The organism is Pseudomonas sp. Pse35 (assembly GCF_024519715.1).
GTDB classification, from domain to species: Bacteria; Pseudomonadota; Gammaproteobacteria; order Pseudomonadales; family Pseudomonadaceae; genus Aquipseudomonas; species Aquipseudomonas paracarnis.
This window is the reverse complement of the sequence record NZ_JALJRP010000003.1, coordinates 258,462-283,154: the sequence shown is the minus strand read 5'-3', so window position 1 is coordinate 283,154 and position 24,693 is coordinate 258,462. Positions and strand designations below refer to the sequence as shown.

At 61.7% G+C, this 24,693-nt stretch carries 29 protein-coding genes; 15 read left to right on the top strand and 14 right to left on the bottom strand.

Annotation, left to right across the window (positions count from 1 at the left end; genetic code table 11):
- Positions 1 to 43 precede the first annotated feature (43 nt).
- Positions 44 to 928, top strand: a complete 885-nt coding sequence (locus OC445_RS03640) for a sugar nucleotide-binding protein (protein WP_054896955.1) — start codon at positions 44 to 46, stop codon at positions 926 to 928.
- A 166-nt stretch (positions 929 to 1,094) separates the two neighbouring features.
- On the opposite strand, the gene OC445_RS03635 is transcribed toward OC445_RS03640, so the two are convergent.
- The 5 genes from OC445_RS03635 to OC445_RS03615 form a co-directional block, all read right to left on the bottom strand.
- The gene (locus OC445_RS03635; protein ID WP_014720136.1) at positions 1,095 to 1,793 is read right to left on the bottom strand and encodes an OmpW/AlkL family protein; all 699 of its coding nucleotides are present in this window, start codon (positions 1,791 to 1,793) and stop codon (positions 1,095 to 1,097) included.
- Between the two features lie 227 nt (positions 1,794 to 2,020).
- Positions 2,021 to 2,542, bottom strand: coding sequence for a DUF3299 domain-containing protein (locus OC445_RS03630; RefSeq protein ID WP_198791685.1), 522 nt, complete (start codon positions 2,540 to 2,542; stop codon positions 2,021 to 2,023).
- An 11-nt stretch (positions 2,543 to 2,553) separates the two neighbouring features.
- Positions 2,554 to 3,819, bottom strand: coding sequence for an ABC transporter permease (locus OC445_RS03625; RefSeq protein WP_198791686.1), 1,266 nt, complete (start codon positions 3,817 to 3,819; stop codon positions 2,554 to 2,556).
- 1 nt (position 3,820) lies between these two features.
- Positions 3,821 to 4,531, bottom strand: a complete 711-nt coding sequence (locus OC445_RS03620) for an ABC transporter ATP-binding protein (protein ID WP_054896940.1) — start codon at positions 4,529 to 4,531, stop codon at positions 3,821 to 3,823.
- A gap of 148 nt (positions 4,532 to 4,679) precedes the next feature.
- Complete coding sequence (locus tag OC445_RS03615) at positions 4,680 to 5,279, bottom strand: DUF2796 domain-containing protein (protein WP_054896939.1); 600 nt, start codon at positions 5,277 to 5,279, stop codon at positions 4,680 to 4,682.
- A gap of 129 nt (positions 5,280 to 5,408) precedes the next feature.
- Between OC445_RS03615 and OC445_RS03610 the strand changes: the two genes are divergently transcribed.
- The gene (locus OC445_RS03610; RefSeq protein WP_034125933.1) at positions 5,409 to 5,753 is read left to right on the top strand and encodes a hypothetical protein; all 345 of its coding nucleotides are present in this window, start codon (positions 5,409 to 5,411) and stop codon (positions 5,751 to 5,753) included.
- Between the two features lie 103 nt (positions 5,754 to 5,856).
- Here the strand turns inward: OC445_RS03610 and trxA are convergent, their stop codons facing one another.
- The 3 genes from trxA to OC445_RS03595 all read right to left on the bottom strand — a co-directional run bounded on the left by trxA (position 5,857) and on the right by OC445_RS03595 (position 7,989).
- Entirely contained in the window at positions 5,857 to 6,729 is an 873-nt protein-coding gene (gene trxA, locus OC445_RS03605) for a thioredoxin (RefSeq protein WP_019818859.1), read from the bottom strand.
- Positions 6,730 to 6,880: 151 nt separating this feature from the next.
- On the bottom strand, positions 6,881 to 7,537 hold the full coding sequence (locus OC445_RS03600) for a class I SAM-dependent methyltransferase (protein ID WP_034126854.1): 657 nt from the start codon (positions 7,535 to 7,537) through the stop codon (positions 6,881 to 6,883).
- On the bottom strand, positions 7,534 to 7,989 hold the full coding sequence (locus tag OC445_RS03595) for a YbaY family lipoprotein (protein ID WP_034133864.1): 456 nt from the start codon (positions 7,987 to 7,989) through the stop codon (positions 7,534 to 7,536). The genes OC445_RS03600 and OC445_RS03595 overlap by 4 nt, the downstream gene beginning before the upstream one ends.
- Positions 7,990 to 8,129: 140 nt before the next feature.
- Here OC445_RS03595 and nrdR point away from each other — a divergent pair, with 140 nt between their 5' ends.
- From nrdR to OC445_RS03540, 11 genes are all read left to right on the top strand, one after another.
- On the top strand, positions 8,130 to 8,594 hold the full coding sequence (gene nrdR / locus OC445_RS03590; RefSeq protein WP_019818855.1) for a transcriptional regulator NrdR: 465 nt from the start codon (positions 8,130 to 8,132) through the stop codon (positions 8,592 to 8,594).
- On the top strand, positions 8,591 to 9,718 hold the full coding sequence (ribD, locus tag OC445_RS03585; protein ID WP_019818853.1) for a bifunctional diaminohydroxyphosphoribosylaminopyrimidine deaminase/5-amino-6-(5-phosphoribosylamino)uracil reductase RibD: 1,128 nt from the start codon (positions 8,591 to 8,593) through the stop codon (positions 9,716 to 9,718). Before nrdR ends, ribD begins: the two co-directional genes overlap by 4 nt.
- A gap of 49 nt (positions 9,719 to 9,767) precedes the next feature.
- On the top strand, positions 9,768 to 10,430 hold the full coding sequence (locus tag OC445_RS03580) for a riboflavin synthase (RefSeq protein ID WP_014720128.1): 663 nt from the start codon (positions 9,768 to 9,770) through the stop codon (positions 10,428 to 10,430).
- A 15-nt stretch (positions 10,431 to 10,445) separates the two neighbouring features.
- Entirely contained in the window at positions 10,446 to 11,537 is a 1,092-nt protein-coding gene (gene ribBA / locus OC445_RS03575) for a bifunctional 3,4-dihydroxy-2-butanone-4-phosphate synthase/GTP cyclohydrolase II (protein ID WP_003194579.1), read from the top strand.
- Between the two features lie 88 nt (positions 11,538 to 11,625).
- Positions 11,626 to 12,102 carry a 6,7-dimethyl-8-ribityllumazine synthase gene (ribE, locus tag OC445_RS03570; RefSeq protein ID WP_003194576.1) on the top strand — a complete coding sequence of 159 codons (477 nt, stop codon included), beginning with the start codon at positions 11,626 to 11,628 and terminating at the stop codon, positions 12,100 to 12,102.
- Positions 12,099 to 12,599: a transcription antitermination factor NusB gene (gene nusB / locus OC445_RS03565; RefSeq protein ID WP_014720126.1), complete on the top strand. Its 501-nt coding sequence runs from the start codon at positions 12,099 to 12,101 to the stop codon at positions 12,597 to 12,599. The genes ribE and nusB overlap by 4 nt, the downstream gene beginning before the upstream one ends.
- Positions 12,600 to 12,617: 18 nt before the next feature.
- Entirely contained in the window at positions 12,618 to 13,583 is a 966-nt protein-coding gene (gene thiL, locus OC445_RS03560) for a thiamine-phosphate kinase (RefSeq protein ID WP_262019945.1), read from the top strand.
- Between the two features lie 54 nt (positions 13,584 to 13,637).
- Positions 13,638 to 14,369 carry a substrate-binding periplasmic protein gene (locus OC445_RS03555; RefSeq protein WP_262019944.1) on the top strand — a complete coding sequence of 244 codons (732 nt, stop codon included), beginning with the start codon at positions 13,638 to 13,640 and terminating at the stop codon, positions 14,367 to 14,369.
- Between the two features lie 120 nt (positions 14,370 to 14,489).
- Entirely contained in the window at positions 14,490 to 15,107 is a 618-nt protein-coding gene (ribA, locus tag OC445_RS03550) for a GTP cyclohydrolase II (protein WP_005791841.1), read from the top strand.
- Positions 15,104 to 15,523, top strand: a complete 420-nt coding sequence (locus OC445_RS03545; RefSeq protein ID WP_034126857.1) for a hypothetical protein — start codon at positions 15,104 to 15,106, stop codon at positions 15,521 to 15,523. Before ribA ends, OC445_RS03545 begins: the two co-directional genes overlap by 4 nt.
- A complete protein-coding gene (locus tag OC445_RS03540; RefSeq protein WP_262019943.1) occupies positions 15,520 to 16,305 on the top strand; it encodes a cobalamin-binding protein in 786 nt (261 codons plus the stop codon). The genes OC445_RS03545 and OC445_RS03540 overlap by 4 nt, the downstream gene beginning before the upstream one ends.
- Before the next feature lie 90 nt (positions 16,306 to 16,395).
- Here OC445_RS03540 and OC445_RS03535 read toward each other — a convergent pair whose 3' ends face one another.
- The 6 genes from OC445_RS03535 to OC445_RS03510 all read right to left on the bottom strand — a co-directional run bounded on the left by OC445_RS03535 (position 16,396) and on the right by OC445_RS03510 (position 22,661).
- Positions 16,396 to 18,270, bottom strand: a complete 1,875-nt coding sequence (locus tag OC445_RS03535) for a TonB-dependent receptor domain-containing protein (RefSeq protein ID WP_057975578.1) — start codon at positions 18,268 to 18,270, stop codon at positions 16,396 to 16,398.
- 138 nt (positions 18,271 to 18,408) lie between these two features.
- On the bottom strand, positions 18,409 to 20,307 hold the full coding sequence (dxs, locus tag OC445_RS03530; protein ID WP_252950798.1) for a 1-deoxy-D-xylulose-5-phosphate synthase: 1,899 nt from the start codon (positions 20,305 to 20,307) through the stop codon (positions 18,409 to 18,411).
- 110 nt (positions 20,308 to 20,417) lie between these two features.
- On the bottom strand, positions 20,418 to 21,305 hold the full coding sequence (ispA, locus tag OC445_RS03525; RefSeq protein ID WP_057975576.1) for a (2E,6E)-farnesyl diphosphate synthase: 888 nt from the start codon (positions 21,303 to 21,305) through the stop codon (positions 20,418 to 20,420).
- Positions 21,302 to 21,544, bottom strand: coding sequence for an exodeoxyribonuclease VII small subunit (locus OC445_RS03520; protein WP_003194556.1), 243 nt, complete (start codon positions 21,542 to 21,544; stop codon positions 21,302 to 21,304). The genes ispA and OC445_RS03520 overlap by 4 nt, the downstream gene beginning before the upstream one ends.
- Before the next feature lie 156 nt (positions 21,545 to 21,700).
- Positions 21,701 to 22,078 (bottom strand): MerR family transcriptional regulator, encoded by a 378-nt coding sequence (locus OC445_RS03515; protein ID WP_054918153.1) that lies wholly within the window; start codon positions 22,076 to 22,078, stop codon positions 21,701 to 21,703.
- The gene (locus OC445_RS03510) at positions 22,017 to 22,661 is read right to left on the bottom strand and encodes an NAD(P)H-dependent oxidoreductase (RefSeq protein WP_082430427.1); all 645 of its coding nucleotides are present in this window, start codon (positions 22,659 to 22,661) and stop codon (positions 22,017 to 22,019) included. Before OC445_RS03510 ends, OC445_RS03515 begins: the two co-directional genes overlap by 62 nt.
- 174 nt (positions 22,662 to 22,835) lie before the next feature.
- On the opposite strand from OC445_RS03510, the gene OC445_RS03505 reads away from it, so the two are divergent.
- Both OC445_RS03505 and OC445_RS03500 read left to right on the top strand, forming a co-directional pair.
- Complete coding sequence (locus OC445_RS03505) at positions 22,836 to 23,867, top strand: YhcG family protein (protein WP_054896929.1); 1,032 nt, start codon at positions 22,836 to 22,838, stop codon at positions 23,865 to 23,867.
- A gap of 229 nt (positions 23,868 to 24,096) precedes the next feature.
- Positions 24,097 to 24,678, top strand: coding sequence for a YjfI family protein (locus OC445_RS03500; protein WP_034126864.1), 582 nt, complete (start codon positions 24,097 to 24,099; stop codon positions 24,676 to 24,678).
- Positions 24,679 to 24,693: the final 15 nt, after the last annotated feature.

The following is a 24,693-nucleotide window of genomic DNA, read 5'->3' as shown; positions in this document are numbered from 1 at the left end:
CGATAATAACCATCGTTCCAAACAGACCGGGCCTGCTCAATCTATGCGAATGCGCCTTATGTTACTGGGCGGCGGGAATGCCCTCGGGCAGGCGCTGATTCGCCTCGGTGCGGAGGAAGACATCGGTTTCCTCGCCCCCAAACCGCCCCAAGACGGCTGGGATGCCGCAAGCCTCACCCAATTGCTCGACGACACCCGTCCCGATGCCTTGATCAACCTCGCCTACTATTTCGACTGGTTCCAGGCCGAAGCCGTGAGCGAAACCCGCTTGGCCGCCCAGGAGTTTGCCATCGAACGCCTGGCCGAGCTGTGCCAGCATCACAGCATCACCCTGCTGCAACCGTCCAGCTACCGCGTATTCGATGGCTCCCGCGCCACGGCCTACAGCGAGAAAGACGAGCCGGTGCCCCTGGGCCTGCGCGGCCAGGCGTTGTGGCGTATCGAACAAAGCGTGCGCGCTACGTGCCCGCAGCATGTGCTGCTGCGGTTTGGCTGGTTGCTCGATGACAGCGTCGACGGCACGCTCGGGCGCTTCCTGGCCCGGGCCGAGAACGCCGACGAGCTACTGATGGCCGACGACCGCCGGGGCAACCCGACGCCGGTGGACGATGCGGCGCGGGTGATCATCTCGGTGCTCAAGCAACTCGATTGCGCTGCGCCGCTGTGGGGCACCTACCACTACGCCGGCCACGAGGCGACTACCCCGTTGGCGCTGGGGCAGGCGATTCTGACTGAAGCGCGCAACTTCCATCCGCTGGCCATCGAGTCCCCCACCGCCCAGGCTCACGCAGCGCGGCCGGATGCGGCGGATGAACCGCAGCATGCGGTGTTGGCCTGCAAGAAAATCCTCCACACCTTTGGCATCAAACCACGGGCATGGCGGGCAGGTTTGCCGGCGCTACTGGATCGCTTCTACCGCCATAGCTGACACCCTCAAAACCAAAATGTGGGAGGGGACTTATGTGGGAGCTGGCTTGCCTGCGATAGCATCACCTGGGTATCACTGATACACCGTGGTGTCTGCATCGCGGGCAAGCCCGGCTCCCACATAAGCCCCCTCCCACATGGGTTATGCGGTGTGGCTTAAACCGAACTCAGAATTTGTAACCGATACCCACCATGTAAACCATCGGGTCTACATCCACATTGACCTTGGCCCGAGTGCCCTGGCCCAGCGCGTTGTTATCCACAGTCGCTTTGGTGCTGATGTCGATGTAGCGCGCCTGGGCGTTGATCATCCACTTGTCGTTGATCATGTAGTCGGCGCCGATCTGTGCAGCCCAGCCCCAGGAGTTCTCGGCCTTGAAGTTGCTGAAACCAGCCTGTTCGGCGCGGCTGCCCACGTGCTCGTCGTAGATCCAGGTGTAGTTGATACCGGCGCCCACATACGGTTGGAACGCGGATTTGTGATCCAGCGGGTAGTACACGACGCTCAAGGTCGGCGGCAGGTGCTTCAGCGTGCCGAGCTTGCCATTGGCGGCGCCCAGGGCGGTGTTCTTGATCTTCACGTCATGCTCGAACGGCGTGGCCGCGAGCAATTCGATGCCGACGTGGTCGGTGATCATGTAGGCGAAGTTCAAGCCCAGTTGGGTGTCGCTGCTCATGGTCGCCTTGCCGCCCAGATTGGTGCCGGCCAATGGGCCCTGGTCAACCTTGACGCTGCTGCTGTCGGCCTTCGGGTTCACGGTAATTGCACCGGCGCGAACCAGAATATCGCCCGCCTGGTGAGCGTGAGCGACGGGGGCGACGAGGGCGAGCGCGAAGAGGGACGCGCCGAGCAGAGACTTGTTCATGGGAGCTCCAAAGGACGTTTAAAAGTTGTACGTCCAATGGTAAAGATCGTTCCGTACGGTCTTTTGACTCAGCTCAATGAAAGGGTGATCAGTCACTTGCGCCACTGATCTAAACCTGTGGGAGCTGGCTTGCCTGCGAAAGCGGTGGTGCAGTAACAGATGCAGCGCCTGATACACCGCTTTCGCGAGCAGGCCCGCTCCCACATTTGGATCTTCGGTGTGTGGGGTTATTCCTCAAGCTCGTACATGTAAATCTTCTGGGCATCCATCTGGTAACCAGCGTCCGCTAACTCGCTGGACGATGGCTTGACCTGCATCGCGCCCTCGATCCAGTACGGTTGATACAGCTCATCGAGCTTCACCCCGACTTCACTTTTCACATGCACGATCTGGTTCGATGGCGGTGGCGGCACATGGATACAGGCGCCGAAATACGGCACCAGCAGAAACTCCGTGGTGCGGCCTTCTTCGCTGACTTCCAGGGGCACGATATACCCCGGCAGGCGAATGTGCTGGCCGTCCAGGCTCTGTACCACTGGCGCGTTAGGCATGTCCTGCTTGGCCGCCGGCGCGGCTTCGACGGACAAGGCATCGGCCATGTTCGACAGGTCGTGCAGCGGCTTCATATTGGGCACTTCAGGTGGCGCATCCGGCGGGATCATCTCCTGCCAGGACAAATCCTTGGGCTGTTCATCCGCCCACACCGGAACGGCCGTCAGCAGCAACAGGGCAAACAGGGCACGACGCATCGAAGCCTTCCTCATAAACGGATGGACAGGCCATCGGCCAAAGATTGGCGGTAGGCGCGCCACGCGGGCACGCTGCCCATCAACAGGGCGGCTGCCAGGATACCGGCGAGCAACGTCCATTCATATTCGCTTGGCCATGACATCGGCAGGTCCAGACCGTAGTTGGCCTGCAAATAACCCCGCGAGGCGGCGATGCACAGGTACAGCAACCCCAGGCCCGCCATTACGCCGGACAAGGCCAGAGCGAAGGCTTCGAAGATCAGCAGCGTTGCGATGTGCCAAGGCCGCGCGCCCACCGACCGCAGGATCGCCATCTCGCGGCGGCGCTCGTTAAGGCTGGTGAGGATCGCCGTGAGCATGCCGATCAAACCGGTCAGTACTACGAACAGCGAGATCACAAACAAGGCTTTTTCGGCAGTGCCCATCATGCTCCAGAGTTCTTGCAGCGCGACACCGGGCAGGATCGCCAGCATTGGCTCGCCACGGAATTCATTGATCTCCCGTTGCAAGGCAAAGGTGGAAATCTTGTTGTTCAGGCCGAGCATGAACGCGGTAATGGCCTGCGGCGTCAGGTCCATATTGCGCGCTTGGTCGGCACTGATGCGGCCTTTGCCCTGGGCCGGCACACCGTTGTGCCAGTCGATATGGATCGCTTCCATGCCGCCGAGGCTGATATGCAGCGTGCGGTCCACCGGCGTGCCGGTGCGCTTGAGAATGCCCACCACCGTGAACGGTTTGTCGTCATGCTTGACCAGGCTGACCACCGCCACGCCGTGGGCCAGCACCAGCTTGTCACCGAGTTTGTAATGCAGGGCGTCGGCCACTTCGGCGCCGAGCACGACTTCGAATGGGTCGGTGGCGAAGGCGCGGCCGCTGGCCAGCGCGAGGTTTTGCTTGCGCCCGTACTGGTAGTGCTCGAAGTAGGATTCGTTGGTGCCCATCACCCGGTAGCCGCGATGGGAGTCGCCGAGGGAGATCGGGATCGCCCATTTCACTTGAGGGTTGGCGGCGAAGTGCTCGTAGCTGTCCCAACGGATGTTGTTGGTGGCGTTGCCAATGCGGAACACCGAATACAGCAGCAGGTTGACCGAGCCGGAACGAGCGCCGACGATCAGGTCGGTGCCGCTGATGGTGCTGGCGAAACTGTTGCGCGCCTCGACGCGCACACGCTCCACCGCGAGCAGCAAGCAGACGGAAAGCGCGATGGCAAACGCGGTGAGGATCGCGGTAAAGCGGCGGTTAGCCAGGCTGGCCATGGCTAGACGGAACAGATACATCTCAAACCTCTGCGGGCATGGCGGCGCGATTGAGTTCGGCCAGCGACAGGTTGCGGTCGAACAGCGACGCCAGGCTCTGGTCATGGCTGACAAACAACAGGCTGGCGCCCGCTTCGCGGCATTCTGCGAACAGCAACTGCAGGAAGGCTTCGCGGGCGTCGTAGTCCAGGGCCGAGGTGGGTTCGTCGGCAATCACCAGTTCCGGTTGTCCGATCAGCGCTCGGGCAGCGGCCACCCGTTGTTGCTGGCCGATGGACAGCGAATCGGCACGGCGTTCCAGCAGGCTCTGGTCCTTCAAACCCAAATGTGCGAGCAAGGTCGCCGCGGCCTGGTCGACACTGCCGTGGCGCTGTTTGGCCCGTTGCGCGCGCAGCTTGGAAAAGTGGCATGGCAGCTCGACGTTCTCGCGCACCGACAGAAACGGCAGCAGGTTGAACTGCTGGAAGATATAGCCGGTGTGGTCCACACGGAAACGGTCACGAGCACCGGCCGACAGTTCGGTCAACTCCTGGCCGAGCAGGCGGATGCTGCCCTGGCTGGGCTTCTGCACGCCTCCCAACAGCCCGAGCAGAGTGGTCTTGCCACTGCCGCTCGGGCCCTTGAGGAACAGGGTTTCCCCTGGTTCCAGGCGGAACGCGGGAATGTCCAGCAACTGCGGGTGACCGGGCCAGTTGAAGCCCAGGTCGGACAGTTCGATTAACGCTTGAGTCATGGGAAGTCAGTGTCGCCTGGTAGTCGAAAATGGCGCCGATCCACTGTGGGAGCTGGCTTGCCTGCGATGGCATCGCTACGGTGTGCCTGCTGCACCGCATCGCCTGTATCGCAGGCAAGCCAGCTCCCACAGGGACTGTGCTTTCAAGTCAGAACTTCAGGGTGGCGGCGGTGGCCGTCGCTTCAACACCTTGCTGACCGCTAGGGCCGATCAGTTGTACCTGAATTTTCTGCGTGGCGGGGAAGGTCTTGAACACTTGGCTCAAGTCCAGGTTGCCCAGGGCCGCCGGCGTGGCGCAGGTGAACTGGTAATGGGCGTGGATTTCACTGTGGTCGTGATCATGCTTGTGGGCGGCTGCGCCCTTGCCGTCGGTGGCGTGGTCATCGTCGTCATGCTCAGCTTCTGGTTTGTCACCGAACAACGGGCTGTTGAGTTCCTGGCTGCTGACCACGCAACCTGCGGCCTTGGGCAGGTTGAACAGTGCCGATGGATTTTCCAGCTGCTTGCGCACGGCGGCGACCTTGGCTTTGTCGGCGGCGCTGGTGGCGGCATGTTCAAAACCCACCAGGTTCATGGCCGGGCTGTCCAGTTCCAGCTCCAGGGCCTGGCCGTCCAGTACGGCATTCAGGCGCCCGACGCCATGTTCATGGGCGCCGAGGCTGCCGTGCTCGTGGTCGTGGTCTTCGTGAGCATGAGCGACAGCCAGTGGCAGCAGGGCAAACGGCAAAGCAAGCAGCAAACGGCGCATGAGTGGGCTCCAGAATGAAAGTTTTGTTATGTGATCTTATAACAATTGATCCGAGAGTTTGACCGCCCGCTTGGTGTTGCGCAAGCTGCATGGGAGCATGCCCGTCAGAAAAATGCAGGAGTAAGGACGATGTTGCGAATTCGTGGAACCATCGGCGACCTGCCGGTGGACTTGACCCTTGAGCTGGACGACGGCGATTGGGCGCGATTAGGCGCTCAACTGCAGGCCGCTCCAACGCCCAGCGCACCGGCTGCGGCGCCGGTCAAACAGAACGAAGACCTGTGGCAGAACGCCCAGGATTTGCTACGCAAGGCCGGGCAACTCAATGGCCTGGAATTGCTCGACCAACTCGAAGGCTTGGCTGGCGATGCCGGGGCGGGCAAGCGCCTGTTGGTGCGCCTGCGCCACAGCGCGAACGTGAAGGTGGCCAGCGGCGGCGACACACCGCTCTACACATGGATTGGCCCTTTGTAGGAGCGAGCGCGCTCGCGAAAAACCCTCAGGCTCCGCGTTCATTCAGGATGCACGCGTTATCGTTGTCGTTTTTCGCGAGCAAGCTCGCTCCTACAAGGTTGGGTTAATACAACGCGGCAAACAACTTGCGGCGGTATACCGTGACCAGCGGGTGATCATTGCCCAGCAATTCGAACACTTGCAGCAAGGTCTTGTGGGGCAGGCCTTCGCTGTAGCTGCGATTGCGGATAAACAACTTGAGCAAACCTTCCAGCGCCGCGTCGTATTGCTGGCGCGCCAGTTGCTGGATCGCCAACTGATAGGCCGCTTCGTCATCCTGGGGGTTTTGCGCCAGGCGGCTTTTCAGCTCGGCAGCGTCCGGCAAATCCGCCGCCTGGCGCAGGAAGGTGATTTGCGCCTTGGCCCCGGCCAGGGCAGCCTTGTGGTCGTCGCTCTTGACCGCGTCGAGCACGGCCTGGGCTTCACCCAGCTCACCGCGCTCGGCCAGGCAGCGTGCATACAGGATCAGGGCGGCGGCGTTGGTATTGTCCTCGCCCAACAATTGCACCAGCAACGCTTCGGCCTCGCTGATGCGCCCTTCGCTGAACAGCGCCTGAGCCTGCTCCAACGGGTCCGCCGCAGCCGGCGGTGGCATTTGCACATGGGGCTCCAGCATCGCCCGCACGGCCGACTCCGGCTGTGCACCGGCAAAGCCGTCCACCGGTTGGCCATCCTTGAACAGCACCACCGTCGGCAGGCTTTGAATGCCAAAACGCGCCACGATGTCCTGTTCGGCTTCGCAGTCGATCTTGGCGAGCAGCAACTCACCCTGATAACTCTCGGCAATCTTCGCCAGCATTGGCATCAGTGCTTTGCAGGGTGCGCACCACTCGGCCCAGAAATCGACCAATACGGGCTTTTCGAAGGAGTTCTGGATAACGGCCTGATCGAAGTTGGCGGTGGTGACGTCGAAGATGTACGGCGTGGGCTCACTCATGGGGCGTCTCGAATAAAGCGGGAATGGGGGCAACTATAAGGGCTGGCGAGGTTGGCTGAAAGCATCCTGGATTCAAGACCGCTATCGCAGGCAAACCAGCTCTCACCTTGAAATGCATTCCCCTGTGGGAGCGGGCTTGCCCGCGATGGCCTCAAGCGCGCCGCGAATGGTACAGGCTCACCTTGCGAAACTCCCAAGGCTCGGCCAGGTCCGGCAGGGTCAAGGCTTCGAGGATCTCCAGCCGCTGGTAATCCGGATGCTGGAAGTCCCGTACCCGCGAATCCGCCACCAGCGCTTCGCGGCCGCGGGTGAGGAACTGATCCAGCAACGGCAGGTTGGCGCGGTCGTAGAGCACGTCGGCCACCAGGATCAGGTCGAAGCGGTCGGCTTCGGCAAAAAAGTCTGCCGAATAACTCAGTGACACCTGGTTGAGCTCGGCATTCGCACGGCAAGCGGCCAAGGCCAGTGGGTCCAGGTCGCAGGCCACCACCTCCAAGGCCCCAGCCTTGACGGCGGCGATCCCGGCTACTCCCGAACCTGCGCCGAAATCCAGCACGCGTTTGCCGGCGACCCACTCGGGATGCGCCGCCAGGTAGCGGGCCAACGCCAGGCCGCTGGCCCAGCAAAAGCTCCAGTAGGGCGGCTCATGCAGGATGCGCCGGGTTTCTTCCTGGCTGAAGGCGCGGTCCATGTTGTCGGCGTCGAGCAGCCACAGCGACAATTCGGTGCCCGGCAGTGGGCAGGGCACTAATTGCGCGTCGCCGATCAGTTCGCTCAAGGCACGCTGCAGGTGCAGCGGTGGTGTCATGGTGCCTTGACGAGTTGCAAGGGGCCGGTGCTCTGGGTGATCGCCTGGGTGACGCGCACGGCGGGTAGATGCAGGATCAACTGGCCGGACTGGCTGGCGCGACCGCGCAATTCCACGCGGGCACCGGCCGGGAAGGCTTCAGGGTTGAAGCGCAGGCGGAAGGCCAAAGGCTTGCCGTTGCCGCTCAGTACGCTGCTGGCGAGCAGTTGCTGCGGGCGCGAACGCTCGTCGATCACCAAGAGCGCCATCTCGACTTCGGCACCGGCGGGCACGTTGGTCAGGCTGCCGCTGATTTCGCGCTGATAGGCGGGCAGGGGGCCGAGGTCTTCAATGCCCGGGACTTTCTTCTCTTGCGCGGGTGTCGGTTGAGGCGCGGCCGGCTTGGGGGCTTCGCTGCTGCAGGCGACCAGAAAACTGAACAGGCTGAGTAGAACGAGTGGTCGTAACTGCATGTACGGCTCCAGAAAGGACAAAATCCGTGGCTTAAAAAATATCAAACATATAAGCCTGCCTATATACCGTAAAGGCTATGGCTTGTCTTGCCACAGGGATGCGCTACCATGGCCCTCCCATTTTTTGTTGCCTGCCAACCATGCACTGTCCCTTCTGCGGTGCCAACGACACCAAGGTCATCGACTCGCGTCTGGTCGCCGAGGGCGACCAAGTGCGTCGCCGGCGCGAATGCCTGGCCTGTGGTGAACGTTTCACCACCTTCGAAACCGCCGAACTGGTGTTGCCGCGTCTGATCAAGTCCGACGGCAGCCGCCAGCCTTTCGACGAAGAAAAACTGCGCGCCGGTATGCAGCGCGCCCTGGAAAAACGCCCGGTGAGTGTCGAGCGCCTGGAAGCGGCGCTGGTGCATATCAAGCACAAGCTGCGGGCGACCGGCGAGCGCGAGGTCAAGAGCCTGGTGGTCGGCGAGTTGGTGATGGGCGAGCTGCAAAAGCTCGACGAAGTCGCCTATATCCGTTTTGCCTCGGTGTATCGACGCTTCCAGGACCTCAATGAGTTCCGCGAAGAGATCGACCGCCTGGCCCGTGAGCCCTCCAAACAATGACATCTGAACAGGCTGTGCTTGACGCCCACTACATGGCCCGCGCCCTCGAATTGGCGCGCAAGGGCCTGTACACCACCCACCCCAACCCGCGGGTCGGCTGCGTGATAGTGCGTGACGGGCAGATTGTCGGCGAAGGCTGGCATGAGCGCACCGGCGAGCCCCATGCCGAGCCCAATGCCCTGCGCGCCGCTGGCGACAAGGCCCGTGGCGCGACAGTGTACGTGACCCTTGAACCGTGCAGTCATCATGGCCGTACGCCGCCCTGTGCCGATGCGCTGGTGACCGCCGGCGTCGCGCGGGTGGTGGCTGGCATGCAGGACCCGAACCCCGAAGTGGCTGGCCGAGGTATGCAGCGCCTGGCCCAGGCGGGTATCGAGGTGCGCAGCGGTGTGCTGGAAACCGAAGCGCGGGCGCTTAACCCCGGCTTCCTCAAGCGCATGGAGCACGGTCTGCCGTTTGTGCGGGTCAAGCTGGCGATGAGCCTGGACGGCCGCACGGCGATGGCCAGCGGCGAAAGCCAATGGATCACCGGCCCCGCCGCCCGTGCTGCGGTGCAACGCTTGCGTGCCGAGGCCAGCGTGGTGCTGACCGGTGCCGACACGGTACTGGCCGACGGTGCCCGCTTGACCGTACGCGCTGCCGAACTGGGCCTGGACGACGCAACCACCGCCCTGGCCATGTCGCGCCCGCCGTTGCGCGTGCTGATCGATGGCCGCCTGCGGGTGCCGCTCAACGCACCGTTCTTCAAGGCCGGCCCGGCATTGGTCATCACCTGCGTGACTCCGGAGAACCAGTTCCCCCGCGGGCCTGAGTGCCTTGTGGTTCCAGGTGTGGAGGGCCAGGTCGACCTGCGCTCGGCATTGGTCGCCCTGGCTGCCCGTGGCGTCAACGATGTGTTGGTGGAAGCCGGCCCAAGCCTGGCCGGCGCGTTTGCCCAGCAGGGCCTGGTGGATGAGTACGTCATATTCATCGCCGGCAAGTTCCTCGGCTCCGCTGCCCGCCCGTTGCTGGACTGGCCGCTTGATAAGTTGGCCGATGCTCCCCAACTCAAGATCACCGAAATGCGCGCTGTGGGCGACGACTGGCGAGTCACTGCCATCCCCGTCCCAGCAGTGAGCGTATAATTCCCGGCCTGCGCTTGAGCGTCAGCCCCCTCGTTTTCAGGAGAACGAAATGTTCACCGGCATTATCGAATCCATCGGCAGCATCCGTGCAATGACCCCCAAAGGCGGGGATGTCCGCCTGCTGGTTGAAACCGGCAAGCTGGACCTCGGCGACGTCAAGCTGGGCGACAGCATCGCCGTCAGCGGCGTGTGCCTGACCGTCATCGAGCTGCCGGGCAACGGCTTTGCTGCCGATGTCAGCCGGGAAACCCTGGACTGCACCGCGATGAACGATCTTGCGGCCGGCAGCCCGGTCAACCTGGAAAAAGCCCTGACGCCCACCACCCGCCTGGGCGGTCACCTGGTCAGCGGCCACGTCGACGGTGTCGGCGAAGTGGTGGCCCGCAGCGAAAACGCTCGCGCCGTGGAATTCCGTATCCGCGCGCCAAAAGAGCTGGCCAAGTACATCGCCCACAAAGGCTCGATCACCGTCGATGGCACCAGCCTGACCGTGAACGCCGTGAATGGCGCTGAATTTGAACTGACCATCATTCCCCACACCCTCAGCGAAACCATCATGGCCTCGTACCAGCCGGGTCGCCGGGTGAACCTGGAAGTGGACTTGCTTGCCCGTTACCTGGAGCGCCTGTTGCTGGGCGAAAAGGCCGCAGAGCCTGCATCAGGCAACATCACCGAAAGTTTTCTGGCCGCTAACGGCTACCTGAAATCCTGACCAAGGGGGTGCCGCGTGGCGCTCAATAGCATCGAAGAACTGGTTGAAGACATCCGCCAAGGCAAGATGGTCATCCTCATGGATGACGAAGATCGCGAGAACGAAGGCGATATCATCATGGCCGCCGAAGCGTGCAAGCCCGAGCACATCAACTTCATGGCCAAGCACGCCCGTGGGCTGATCTGCATGCCCATGAGCCGCGAACGCTGCGAATTGCTCAAGCTGCCGTTGATGGCACCGCGCAATGGCTCGGGTTTCGGCACCAAGTTCACCGTATCCATTGAAGCCACCACGGGCGTCACTACTGGCATTTCCGCCGCTGACCGCGCCCGCACCGTGCAAGCCGCTGCCGCGAAAGACGCCAAGGCCGAAGACATCGTCAGCCCCGGCCACATCTTCCCGCTGATGGCCCAACCGGGCGGTACCCTGGCCCGCGCTGGCCACACCGAAGCCGCCTGCGACCTGGCGCGCATGGCCGGTTTCGAGCCAAGCGGGGTGATCTGCGAAGTGATGAACGACGATGGCACCATGGCCCGTCGTACTGAACTCGAGGCCTTTGCCGCAGAGCACAACCTCAAGATCGGCACCATCGCCGACCTGATTCACTACCGGATGATCCACGAACGTACCGTTCAGCGGATTGCCGAGCAGCCACTGGACAGCGAGCTGGGCCAATTCAATTTGGTGACCTACCGTGATTCAGTGGAAGGCGACGTGCATATGGCCCTGACCCTGGGCAACATTTGCGCAGAAGAACCGACCCTGGTACGCGTACACAACATGGACCCACTGCGTGACCTGTTGATGGTCAAGCAGCCCGGTCGCTGGAGCCTGCGCGCCGCCATGGCTGCGGTTTCCGAGGCCGGCAGCGGTGTGGTGCTGTTGCTCGGTCACCCGCTCGATGGTGATGTGCTGCTGGCGCACATCCGCGAAACCGCCGACGCCGTGCCGGTGAAAAAACCGACCACCTACAGCATCGTCGGTGCCGGTTCGCAGATCCTGCGCGACCTGGGCGTGCGCAAAATGCGCCTGATGAGCGCACCGATGAAATTTAATGCGATATCCGGATTCGACCTGGAAGTTGTAGAATACGTGCCCTCCGAATAAAGGCTGGCGATTTTTGCCCCTTGTTCGCGGTTAAATCATCACTGAGGGACGCACTTTTCGCGTCCCGGCTCTTTAAGAGATTTGTCGAATGACCCTGAAGACCATCGAAGGTACCTTCATCGCCCCCAAAGGCCGCTATGCCCTGGTGGTTGGCCGCTTCAACAGCTTCGTGGTTGAGAGCCTGGTAAGCGGTGCGGTTGACGCCCTGGTTCGCCACGGTGTGAGCGAGAGCGATATCACCCTTATCCGTGCCCCTGGCGCCTTCGAAATTCCACTGGTTGCGCAAAAAGTTGCTCAGCAGGGTGAATACGCGGCGATCATCGCCCTGGGCGCGGTCATTCGTGGCGGCACCCCGCACTTCGAATACGTAGCCGGCGAATGCACCAAGGGCCTGGCCCAGGTGTCCATGGAGTTCGGCGTGCCAGTCGCTTTCGGCGTACTGACCGTGGATTCCATCGAGCAAGCCATCGAGCGTTCCGGCACCAAGGCCGGTAACAAAGGCGCTGAAGCTGCCTTGTCCGCCCTGGAAATGGTCAGCCTGCTGTCGCAGTTGGAGGCCAAGTGATTTCCGACGAAAGCGATCAGTTCAACCCTCAGGACCCGCGTCCTGCCGATGCCGGCAAACCGTCCAAGAGCGAGAAGCGCCGCAAGGCGCGTCAACTCGCGACCCAGGCGCTGTACCAGCGTCACTTGGCGGGCGCTTCGCTGAACGAAATCGAGGCACAGTTTCGCGTCGATAACGATTTCACCTTCGCCGACCAGAGCTACTTCCACGACATCCTGCACGGCGTGCATGCCAACCTGACCGAGATCGACACAGCCCTGGCGCCATGCCTGGACCTGACCATCGAAGAACTCGACCCGGTTGAGCTGTGCGTGATGCGCCTGTCCACCTGGGAGCTGCTCAAGCGCGTCGACGTGCCGTACCGCGTCGTGATCAACGAAGGCATCGAACTGGCGAAAGTCTACGGTTCGACCGACGGCCACAAGTTCGTCAACGGCGTGCTCGACAAGCTGGCCCCACGCCTGCGTGAAGCCGAAGTGAAGGAACACAAGCGCTAATCTGCGCTTGATTCCTCAATGGGTGAGTTTGAGCTGATCCGCACATACTTCGCCGCCGCGCCTTGTGCGCAAGGCGGCGAAGGCATTGCCCTGGGGATCGGCGACGACTGCGCCTTGCTGGCGCTTCCCGCCGGGGAGCAACTGGCAGTCTCCACCGATACGCTGGTGGCTGGCGTGCATTTTGCCGACCCCTGTGACCCGTTCCTGCTCGGCCAGCGCTCGCTGGCCGTGGCGGTGAGCGACCTGGCCGCCATGGGCGCCCACCCCCTCGCCTTTACCCTTGCCCTGACCACGCCGAGCGTCGAAGCCGATTGGCTGCAACGCTATGCCCAAGGCTTGAGCGCCATGGCGCAAAGCTGCGGCGTAGGCTTGGTGGGCGGTGACACCACCCGTGGGCCGCTGAGCCTGACCCTGACCGTGTTCGGCCGTGTGCCGGCTGGCCAGGCCTTGACGCGCAGCGGTGCACAGCCGGGTGATTTGCTGTGTGTGGGCGGCGAGTTGGGCAATGCCGCTGGCGCCTTGCCGCTGGTATTGGGGCAACGCACGGCTGACGCAGCAATCGCCGAGCCGCTGCTGGCGCATTACTGGTCGCCGCAACCGCAGCTGGCCCTGGGGCTTGCGCTGCGGGGCAAGGCGACAGCGGCGATGGATATCTCCGATGGGCTGTTGGCTGACTGTGGGCATATCGCCAAGGCGTCAGCGGTGCGCCTGGTGGTTGAGCGCCAGCGGTTGCCGTTGTCCGAGGCCTTGCTGGCGTTTGTCGGTGAAGACCAGGCTCAAGTAGCGGCGTTGAGCGGGGGCGACGACTATGTGTTGGCGTTCACCTTGCCACCGTCCGAGTTGGCGCCGTTGCAGGCGGATGGCTGGCCGGTGCATGTGGTCGGTCGGGTCGAAACGGGGCACGGCGTGACGCTGCTCGACGGCGACGGCCAGGACATCACCCCGGCCGTGCGCGGCTACCAGCATTTTCGCCAGACGCCCTGAGCCGGCGGTCTGCGCTACCCTTTAGACGATTATCCCGAGTAAGAGGCCGTGACTATGGCTGCATGCCGCTGGCTGCTGATCGTGCTGTGTACCTTCGTTTCCCTGGCCCAGGCGGACACTCCCGTGCCCGGTAAAATCGTGCTGGCCAGTGAGGAGTGGAACGACTACACCAACAGAGATGGTAGCGGCCTGGCCTGGGACCTGCTGCGCCGCGTCTTCGAGCCAGCAGGCATTACCCTGGAAACTCGCAGCGTGCCCTATACCCGATCGGTCGGCCTGGCCCAGCGTGGTGAGGCGGATGGTTGTGTCGGCACCTACCGCGATGAGGTCAGCGCAGTGCTGTACCCGCGCTGGAACTTCGACGCCGATCATGTCTACGCTCTCGGGCTGGCAACTTCACCCACGCCGACGTTGGCGACCCTGGGCAACTACCGCCTGGCCTGGGTGCGCGGCTATAAATACGAGGAATACCTGCCCACCGTGCGCCGCTTCAACCAGATCGAGCGGCGCAGCGGCATTCTGCCAATGCTGCAACACGGCCGTGCCGATTTTTATATCGACGCCCTCACCGAAGCCAAATACGTGCTCAGCCAGGCGCAAGACCCGGCGCTGTTCAAACTCACCCATATAGCTGAATTACCGCTCTACGTAGGCTTTGCCGACACCGAGCGCGGCAGGGCATTGATGGCCGTGTATGACCAGCGTTTGGGTATCCTGGTCCAGACCGGTGAGTTGAAAGCGATATTCGAACGCTGGAAACAGCCGTATCCGTTCTGGCGCCCATAGAACTGACTCAAAGGCCAATCGAACCTATTGATCTTTATCAGCGATAATTCAGCTTAAGCGTCTGTAGGAACGTGCTGTTACAATGCCCGCCTCTGTGAAATCTGAAATCAGGAGCACACGGTGCCCGTCGTTTTCGTCGCCGCTTCCAAGCTGCCTACCCCTTTTGCCACGTTCACCATGAACGGCTTTCTTGAAGAAGCCACCGGGCGCGAGCACGTTGTGCTCAGCCTCGGCGACATCACCGATGGCGCGCCGGTGCTGGGGCGTGTGCATTCCGAGTGCCTGACCGGCGATGCGCTGTTCAGCCAGCGCTGTGACTGCGGCTCGCAACTGGAGGCCGCACTGCAGGCCATCGCCCGTGAAGGGCGTGGCGTGCTGCTGTACTTGCGCCAGGAAGGCCGGGGCATTGGCCTGTTGAACAAGATCCGCGCCTACGAACTGCAAGATGGCGGCGCCGACACCGTGGAGGCCAACGAGCGCCTGGGCTTTGCTGCCGACCAGCGCGACTACGCCATCTGCCTGCCGATGCTCGAGCACCTGGGGGTCAAATCCCTGCGCCTGATGACCAACAACCCCCGCAAGGTCAAAGCCTTGACCGAGATGGGCATCACCGTGGCCGAGCGCGTACCACTGCACACCGGGCATAACCCGCACAACAAACTCTACCTGGCCACCAAAGCCAGCAAGCTCGACCACATGATGGGCAACGAGCACCAGGGCGAGGTCGACCGCGCGTGACCCGTGGCCAGGTGAAACGGCGACTGTCCTTCAACTGGTGGCAGTACCTGGCCCTGGCGTTGCTGCCCTTGTTCGTGATCAACCTGCTGTTTGGCCGTGCTGAATCCTTGTTGCCCGTATTGGCCATGCCGTTCTTCATCGCCGGCGTGGCCTCGATGTTTCTCAGCCTGCGTTATTTTCACGCCTACAAACACGCGCTGATCGCCACCTCCAAAGCCCTTGATACTGCTGACGAACCCGCGGCCTGGATCACCCTGGCGGCGCGTCGGCGCACGGCGTTGCTGGTTGCAGCGTTACCGGCCTGGATTGGCGCGCTGGCGGTATTCGTCGGCCTGGAGGCGGTGCCGCTGTTTCTGTTGGCGCTGTCGACGCTGGTGTTGTTCTATCTCTATCGCATACCGCGCCAGTTGGGATGAAGCGCTATTGGCTGGCGCTGCTGCTGGTATTCAGTGCCCAGGGCTGGCCGGTCGAGCGGGTTGTCAGCCTGGCGCCGTCACTGTCTGAAATTGTGCTTGAGCTGGGTGCCGAGGACTTGCTGGTCGGCATGCTTGATGGTGGTGACCGCCCGGCGGCGTTGGCGAAGGTGACCTCGGTCGGGCACTACGGCCAGTTGGACATGGAGCGCCTGCTCAGCCTCAAGCCCGACCTGATCCTGCTCTGGCCTGGCAGCGTCGGCCCGGCCCAGCGGGAGCAGCTCCAACGATTGAATATCCCGGTGTACGTCGCCGAACCCCACAGCCTTGAACAACTGACCGCCCAGGTGCAGGCCATTGCCGAGCAATTGGGCCGCGCTGAGGCAGGGCACCCGCTCGCTGCACAACTGCGTCAGCGCTTGGCCGAGTTGCGCCAGCGCTACCAGCGGGCCGAGCCGCTGCGGGTGTTTTACCAAGTGTGGAACCAGCCGCTGTACACCGTGGGTGGTGGGCAGATTATCAGCGATGCCCTCAGCGTGTGCGGGGCGCGCAATGTGTTTGATGACCTGAAGTTGCCGGCGCCGCAGGTGAATATCGAATCGGTGCTGGCGCGAGACCCCGAGGTGATCCTGGTGGGGGATCAGGCTCAGAAGGAGGCCTGGAAAGCATGGCCGGCGATGGCTGCTCGGGTGCGGTTGGTGCCGGACAAGGGCCTGGAGCGGCCCAGCGGGCAGATGTTGGAGGCGGTAGCGCGGTTGTGCCAGGTGATTGCGCCGAACCTGTGACAACGCTATCGCAGGCAAGCCAGCTCCCACTGGGGAATGCATTTCAATTGTGGGAGCTGGCTTGCCTGCGATGACGCCGGATCAGGCTACTTAGATCTCAGGTGTCCACGTCACCCCAAGCATCCACACCCGACCTTCTTCACGATAATTCTGAGCTTCCCCGAGGTAGCTGTACTTCGCCCGTGCGTAAGACTTGTCCAGCACGTTATCCACCTTCAGCGACAACGACACCTCCCGGTTCAACGCCCAACTACTGCGCAGCCCCAGCAAGGCATAACCGCCCAGACGGTTGCGGTTGGCTTCATCATCGTAGCTGCTGCTGATCGCTTGCCAGCTGGCGCCGAGACCGAGTTGATCAAATTGCCGATCCAGATCCAGGTTCACCGTGCGCCGTGCGCGACGTGCCAGGGTGTGGCCGCTGTCACGGTCACGCGGGTCGATAAGCGACAGGCCCAGGTTGCCCTGCCAGCCAAACAGTTCCTGCTTGAGCGCCGCTTCAAAGCCGTTGATCCGCGCCGACGCCACGTTTTGCGGCTTGCCAGCGTCAAGGATAATCGCGTCGCTCAGGTCGGTGCGATACAGCGAGGCTTCCAGGCGCGTGCTGTCGCTCAGTTGGCTGCGCCATTGCAGCTCGTAGCTCTTTGATGTCTCGGGCTGCAGGTTGGGGTTGCTGTACTGGGTGTCGGGGTAATAGAGGTCGTTGAAGGTCGGCGCGCGAAAGCCTTCGCTGTAGCTCAAGAGCAGGTCATTGTCAGGGTTGACCGGCAAGGTCAGGGTGCCGCTCCAACTGTTCTGGCCGCCGAACTGCTGGTTCTGGTCGCGGCGCAGGCCCAGCTCGGTGGAAAACCACTGGCTATGGAAGCGATGCTGCACGAACGCTGCCCGGTTCCAGCGGCTGTTCTCGGTAAAGGTGGTAGAACCGTGGAAACGATCTTCGTACCAGTCGCCGCCGACGATCAGGCTGTTTTGCTCATCCAGGGTCAGGTCGTTCTGCCAATTGACCGAGTCGCGGTAGGTGTTGAATGCACTGTAATCATCGCTGAGGGTATCGCGCTTGGTGTCGCGGTTTTCACTGTGGCCCAGCTCCAGGCGCGACTGCCAGCTGTCATTGAGCTTGGCATCGAGATAGCCGCTGGCGCTGCTCACGGTGTAGTCGGTGTAGGGTTTCTGGCCCAGGCTCTGCCCGGTGGCGCCGTCGTAGCGGCCATAACTGTTGTCGTACTCCGACTTGCCACGGTTATCCAACAGGTTGAAGCCCGCCTCCAGCTCATCGCTGAACGAATGGCTGAGGTTCAGGCTGATGGACTGGTTGCGGTAGGCATCATGGTCGCCGTCACTGGGAAACGACGCGTGGCTCGCGTTGATACCGGCGGTTTCATCCAGGCTCGCGCCCAGGTTGAAGCGCGTGTGTTCATCGCCGCCCGACAGGCCCAAGCTGCGCTCCCAGGTCTGGTTGCTGCCAAAGCCCAGTTTCAAGCGCGGCTGCAAGCCTTGCTCGGCATTGCGCCGGGTAAACACCTGAATCACCCCGCCAATCGCATCGCTGCCGTAAATCACCGAACGTGAACCGCGCAGCACTTCCACCCGTTCAATCTGATCGACGTTGAGGTATTGCAAGCCGCTGTCGCCGGAGGTGGTGTTGGCGATGCGTTGGCCGTCCACCAGCACCAGGCTCTGCGCCGACTTGGTGCCGCGAATGAAAATCCCCGGCAAACTGCCACGCCCACCGGTTGGCGCAACTTGCACGCCCGGCACGCGGCTGAGCAGGTCGGTGACGCTGGTGGGCTGAAGGCGGTCGATGTCTGCGCGGGTGAATACGGTGTTGGCGGCGCTGCTGTCATTACGCGCCTGGACTTGGCGGTTGGCGCTGATGACCACGTCGGAGAGCTTCAGGGCCTGGTCGCGGGTGTCGGCGAGCAGGTCAGCGCAGGGTAGCAGCAGCAGGGCAAGGCACAGGCGTTTCATGGGCTGTCCATAGCATTCGAAGGTCATGCAAAACCACTGTGGGAGCTGGCTTGCCTGCGATAGCGGTGTATCTGACACATTGTTAGCGAATGTGCCGCCGTCATCGCAGGCAAGCCAGCTCCCACATCTTGGGGCTGATTACAGATTCAGTAGCGCCAGGCGCTCGCGAACGGACGCCTCGATACCCGCCTCATCCAACCCGCATTCAGCCAGCATCTGCGCCGGCTTGGCGTGCTCGACGTATACATCCGGCAAGCCTAGGTGCAGCACCGACTTGAGGATATTCTCCCGCGCCAGGAACTCGCTGACCGCCGCACCGGCGCCGCCCATGATGGCGTTCTCTTCGACGGTCACCAGCAGCTCATGGCCAGCGGCGATCTCGTGCACCAACGCGTCATCCAGTGGCTTGACGAACCGCATGTCGACCACGGTGGCGTCGATCTTCTCAGCGACTTTCAAGGCTTCGGCCAGTTGTACGCCAAACACCAGGAATGCAGTCTTGCTGCCTTGGCGACGCACGATGCCTTTACCGATTTCAATCGGCTCCAGGTCTTTTTCGATCACGGCGTTCGGGCCGGTGCCGCGCGGGTACCGCACAGCGGCCGGGCCGTTGTACAGGTGGCCGGTGCTGAGCATCTTGCGCAGTTCGTTCTCGTCGCTCGGAGTCATCACCAGCATGCCGGGGATGCAGCGCAGGTACGAGAGATCGAAACTGCCGGCATGGGTCGGGCCGTCTTCGCCTACCAGGCCGGCGCGATCGATGGCGAACAGCACATCGAGGTTCTGCACCGCCACATCGTGAACCAGCTGGTCATAACCGCGTTGCAGGAAGGTGGAGTAGATCGCCACCACTGGCTTGGCGCCTTCGCAGGCCATGCCGGCCGCGAAGGTCACGGCGTGTTGCTCGGCAATCGCCACGTCGAAGTAACGCAGCGGGAAACGCTCGCTGAACGCCACCAGATCGGAGCCTTCCTTCATCGCCGGGGTAACCCCTACCAGGCGCGGGTCGGCGGCGGCCATGTCGCACAGCCATTCGCCAAACACCCCGGAATACTTCGGCCCGCTGGCCTTTTTCGGCGCGGCGGCGGGGGCATCGAGGGGTTCGAGCTTGGTGATCGCGTGGTAACCAATCGGGTCGACTTCCGCCGGAGCGAAACCTTTGCCTTTTTTGGTGACAATATGCAGGAATTGCGGGCCCTTGAGGTCGCGCATGTTGCGCAACGTGGCGATCAGGGTGGGCAGGTCGTGGCCGTCGATAGGGCCGATATAGTTCCAGCCCAGCTCTTCGAACAGGGTGCCGGGTACCAGCATGCCCTTGGCATATTCTTCGGTGCGACGCGCGATTTCCCACGCGCCAGGCAGGCGCGACAGCACTTTCTTGCTGCCTTCGCGCATGCTGGCGTAGGTACGGCTGGAGAGGATCTTCGCCAGGTAATTGGACAGGCCACCCACGTTGCGCGAAATCGACATGTCGTTGTCGTTGAGGATCACCAACATGTTGGCGTCCACTTCCGGCGCATGGTTCAGCGCTTCGAAGGCCATGCCTGCGGTCAGCGCGCCATCACCAATCACTGCAATCGCCTTGCGCTCACTGCCTTGCAGGCGGGCGGCAATCGCCATGCCCAGCGCTGCACTGATGGACGTGCTGGAGTGGCCGACGCCAAAAGTGTCGTACTCGCTCTCCGCACGGCGCGGGAAGGCGGCCAGGCCGTCCTTCTGGCGCAGGCTGGCCATGCGCTCGCGACGGCCGGTGAGGATTTTATGCGGATACGCCTGGTGGCCCACGTCCCACACCAGCCGGTCGTCCGGGGTGTCGAACACGTAATGCAAGGCGATGGTCAGCTCGATCACGCCCAGCCCGGCGCCAAAATGCCCACCGGTCTGGCCGACCGTGTAGAGCAATTCCAGGCGCAGCTCATCGGCCAGGGTTTCCAGCTCGGCTTCACCCAGTCGACGCAGGCCGTCCGGCGTGGCAGCACGGTCGAGCAGGGGCGTAGACGGGCGTTTGCGGGGAATCTCTTGAAACGTCGTGGGCATCAGGCGAATCGTTATAGGTATAGAAGAGGCGGCAGTTTACCTCAAGCCGTGCAAACTGCCCACGCAGAGGGCCTAACTTGGCCGATATGCGGCGCAAATGGCCGCGGCTGTCAGTGGCGACGTTCGACGATATACCGCGCCAGGTCACGCAGTGGCTCGGCCGCCGCGTCGAAAGGTCGCAGGGCATCCAGGGCCTGGTCGCGCAGCTCGACGGCATACGCCTTGGCGGCTTGCAGCCCCAGCAATGCAGGATAAGTCGGCTTGTCCCGTGCGATATCGGCGCCTTGGCGTTTGCCGAGGGTGGCGGTGTCACTTTCCACGTCGAGAATATCGTCCTGCACCTGGAAGGCCAGGCCGATAGCGCGGGAATAGGTCTGCAGGGCCGCCAATTGCTCGGCGCCGGCGCGGCCACTGGCCAGGGCGCCCAACTGCACGGCCGCCTCAATCAGCGCGCCGGTCTTGTGGCGATGCATGTGTTCCAGGGCTTTTTGATCCAGCTTGAGGCTGACCGAGCCCATGTCGATGGCTTGCCCGCCGACCATGCCAGCCGGGCCTGCGGCGTGGGCCAAGGCGGTGACCATGCGCAGGCGGATCTCGGCGTTGACGCTGCTTAGCGTCGGGTCCAGCAATGCGCTGAACGCCAGGCTCTGCAAGCCATCTCCGGCCAGAATTGCGTAGGCCTCATCGAAGGCTTTGTGGGTGGTGGGCTGGCCGCGACGCAAATCATCGTCGTCCATTGCCGGTAAGTCGTCATGCACCAGGGAATAGGCGTGGATCAACTCGACCGCACAGGCCGCACCATTCGCCTCGGCTGCCGGCGCCCCGAGAGCTTCGCAGGCGGCATAGGCCAGCAACGGGCGCACACGCTTGCCGCCATTCATCACGCTGTAGCGCATGGCCTCATAGAGGCGCGTCATTTCCGGGCTTGGCGCAACAAACAGGGGCTCCAGCGCGGCATTCACCCGGGCTTGGCTACTGGCCTGGTATGCGCTGATCATTCCGGCTGTTCCGCATCGAAAGGCTCTTCGGCCAACTCCCCGTCACGCTCCAGCAACACCTGGACCTTCTGCTCCGCCTGCGCCAACGCGCTCTGACAGTCGCGGGTCAGGCCGATGCCTTGCTCAAACGCTGTCAACGAGTCTTCCAGCGACAACTCGCCGTTCTCCAGACGCTCGACCAGGGCTTGCAGGTCGGCGAGGGATTGTTCGAAATCGAGTGCAACTTTTTTGCGGGCCATGGCGGCAATTCCGGTAGACGGTAAACCGGCGCGACACTAGCAGACATGGGGGATTGGGGCAAATGAGTGGCGCACACACGGTGATGTGAGCCGATTGATGGGTTTATTCGGCTCACCCCATGAGCCGATTAGCGACCTTATTCGGTTCACCGAGTCTCAGCTTGCCTTCGTGGCGACCCAGCACTTCCCCTGCGCCGCTTTCAATTGGGCCTCGAAGACCAATAAACCCTGATGCATATTCTGCAATGTCACAATTTGCATGGCTAACGCTTGCTTCTTATTGGCGATGGCTTGGTCAGCCTTGTCCCAGGGAAGCGCATCACCCTCGTACCCCTGCAAAATCTCCTGTAATTCCTTGAGCTTGAACCCCAGCTGTTGCGCGCACTTTATAAACATCAGCCGCTCGACACTCTGCTCGGTATAAACGCGATAACCGCCCCGACGCGCAGGCGCTGGCATCAGCCCGATTGCCTCATAGTGACGAATCGCCTTGATGGTCGTGCCGGACAACTGCGCGGCTTTGCCGATGTACATGAAAATTCCCTTTTTCAAATAGTGCGCCGGCCTGTTTGAGCCACTTGGCCCGCTGCGTCAGCGAAGAGCCCAGCACCGGCCCCAACAGCAGCGTCTTGCTCGTCGCGATGCCGCACAGCGCCAGCGTGGTGCGCCGCATTTGGTGGATGGCCGGCATGCGATAAGCCCAGCGGTAATACCACGGCGGCGTGTCTAGGGTCACTAACAAGTGCGCGGTTCGGCCCTTTAGCAGCGTGTCTGGGAATGCCTTGCCTGCGCGGTACTTGAAGGCAAAGCCGGGTAGGAACGCGCGGTCGATAAAGCCCTTCATCAGTGCCGGGATACCGCCCCACCAGACAGGGAAAACCCAGGCCAGATGCTCGGCCCAAAGGATGTCGGCTTGGGCGCTGAGCACGTCAGGTTCCAGCGCTTGAACCTGGGTGTAAGCATGATGAAGGATGGGGTCGAACCTGAGATCACCCAGGCGCAGGACGCGGACTTCGTGACCGGCCGTTTTAGCAGCGTGGATATAAGTGTGTGCGAGGGCGGAACAAAAGCTATCGGCGGACGGGTGGCCGAGAATGACCAGAATGCGCTGACTCATGGTGATAAGTTCTGAGAAAAGGGCATTCAGGGTAGGGGGTGCCGTATAGGGGAGAGTCAAGTGCCAGCAGGACCTTTCTGTGAGGTACGCAGGCCCCTTCTTGAACTGTTCACGAACGCTTGTGACGGTACTGTCGGCTGGCTAGCCTGCCGAAAACACCAGAGTAAAAAAGGCATGAGCGAAACTTCTATCGGGTTGATCGCGCCTCCTGAGGGCTACGGCGATTGGCTGACAGACCTCAAGGGCCGCATCCATCAGGCGCAACAACGTGCGTCAATTGCAGTCAATCGTGAACTGGTACTGCTCTACTGGCAGCTCGGCCACGATATTTTGACGCGTCAGCACGCTCAAGGCTGGGGTAGTAAAGTGATTGACCGCCTTGCGCAAGATCTGCGAGCGGCCTTTCCGGACATCAAGGGTTTTTCGCCGCGCAATCTTAAGTACATGAGGGCTTTTGCCGAGGCGTGGCCGGATTCGGAGTTTGTGCAAGAGGTGCTTGCACAATTGCCTTGGTACCATCAAATCGCGCTTCTGGACAAACTTCCCGGCCCTGAAACGCGACGTTGGTACGCCATCCAAACGATCAAGCATAGTTGGTCGCGCAACACCTTGGTGATGCACATTGAAAACCGCCTGTTGGAGCGCAGTGGCAAGGCAGTGAGCAACTTCGAAAGCCATCTGCCCAAAGCGCAATCCGACCTGGCTCGCGAGTCTCTTAAGGACCCTTATCGCTTTGATTTCCTCAGCCTGGGTCAGAATGCACAAGAGCGCGAAATCGAAAACGCCCTGATCAAGCATGTCACTGACTTCTTGTTGGAGTTGGGCGCAGGTTTTGCCTTCGTTGGCCGGCAAGTGCTGCTGAATGTAGGCGGCGATGAGTTCTTCATCGACCTGTTGTTCTATCACCTGAAGCTGCGTTGCTATGTGGTGATCGAACTCAAGGCGGGCAAGTTCAAGCCCGAGCATCTGGGCAAATTGAGCTTCTATCTTGCGGCGGTGGATGCCGAGATAAAGCACCCACAAGACGGCCCGACTATCGGTCTCTTGCTGTGCAAGGGTAAAAATGAAGTGGTGGCTGAATATGCACTGCGCGATAACAACCGACCTATTGGTGTGGCGGAATATCAACTGATGGAGTCTTTGCCAGTCGAACTGCAGTCGAGCTTGCCTAGCATCGAGCAAATCGAGCGAGAGTTGGCGGGATAGGCTGGGTCTTTTCGGTGGCTGAAAAATGTAAGGAAAAATCTCACGCGTGAGCTATTGAGTGCCTTGAGGATTGCCTGTAGATTTTCTCACGCGTGAGTTTTTCACAGCGAGGTCAGTACCAATGAACAGCAGCTCTCCATCGAGCCCATCAGCAGGGCCCGATACCGATTCAGCAAGCCTCAAGGGAGAGCGCTTGAAATCGCCTGCAAAAAAACCGTCGAGCTTTTACATGAAGCAGATGCGTGCGGGGCTGGCGGCGGCCGGTTATGTGAAACACGAGACTTGGGTGCTTCCCGAAAACCGAAGCCTGCTCAAGCAAATGGAGAAACAGCTACGCCAACCGATCCTGGCTGGCTCATTCATGTCGGAGAATTTCATGAGCGCAGGTACCAACTGGAATATCGATCGCCTCTTCAGTGCTCTTCAGGCGCTGGATGACGTGACGTCCAATGACATTACGCTTTCTCTCGTCCAAGGCTCCGAGTCCAGCATCAAGCTGGAGATGAACGACTTTGGTGGCTTGCCGATTTACATCGCGGTGGTGGGCGAGCAAATCATCGTGGATACCGTCCTGGTCGACGCCGAGTCCATCAACGATGTCGCGAAATTCAACGACGCCGTGCTGCGCAGCCGGGAGATGTTCCCGTTGTCGTCCATCGGTATCGAGTCCATGCCGAACGGGCAGGTGGTTTACAACATGTTCGGTGCGCTCAGCTCCGACTCCAGCCTGACCAACATCGTGACCGAGGTGAAAACCCTGGTTGATAACGTGCAGCGCGCCAGCGAAGCCTTCGAACGTTTCTTCATTTAATTATTCGGGAAAACC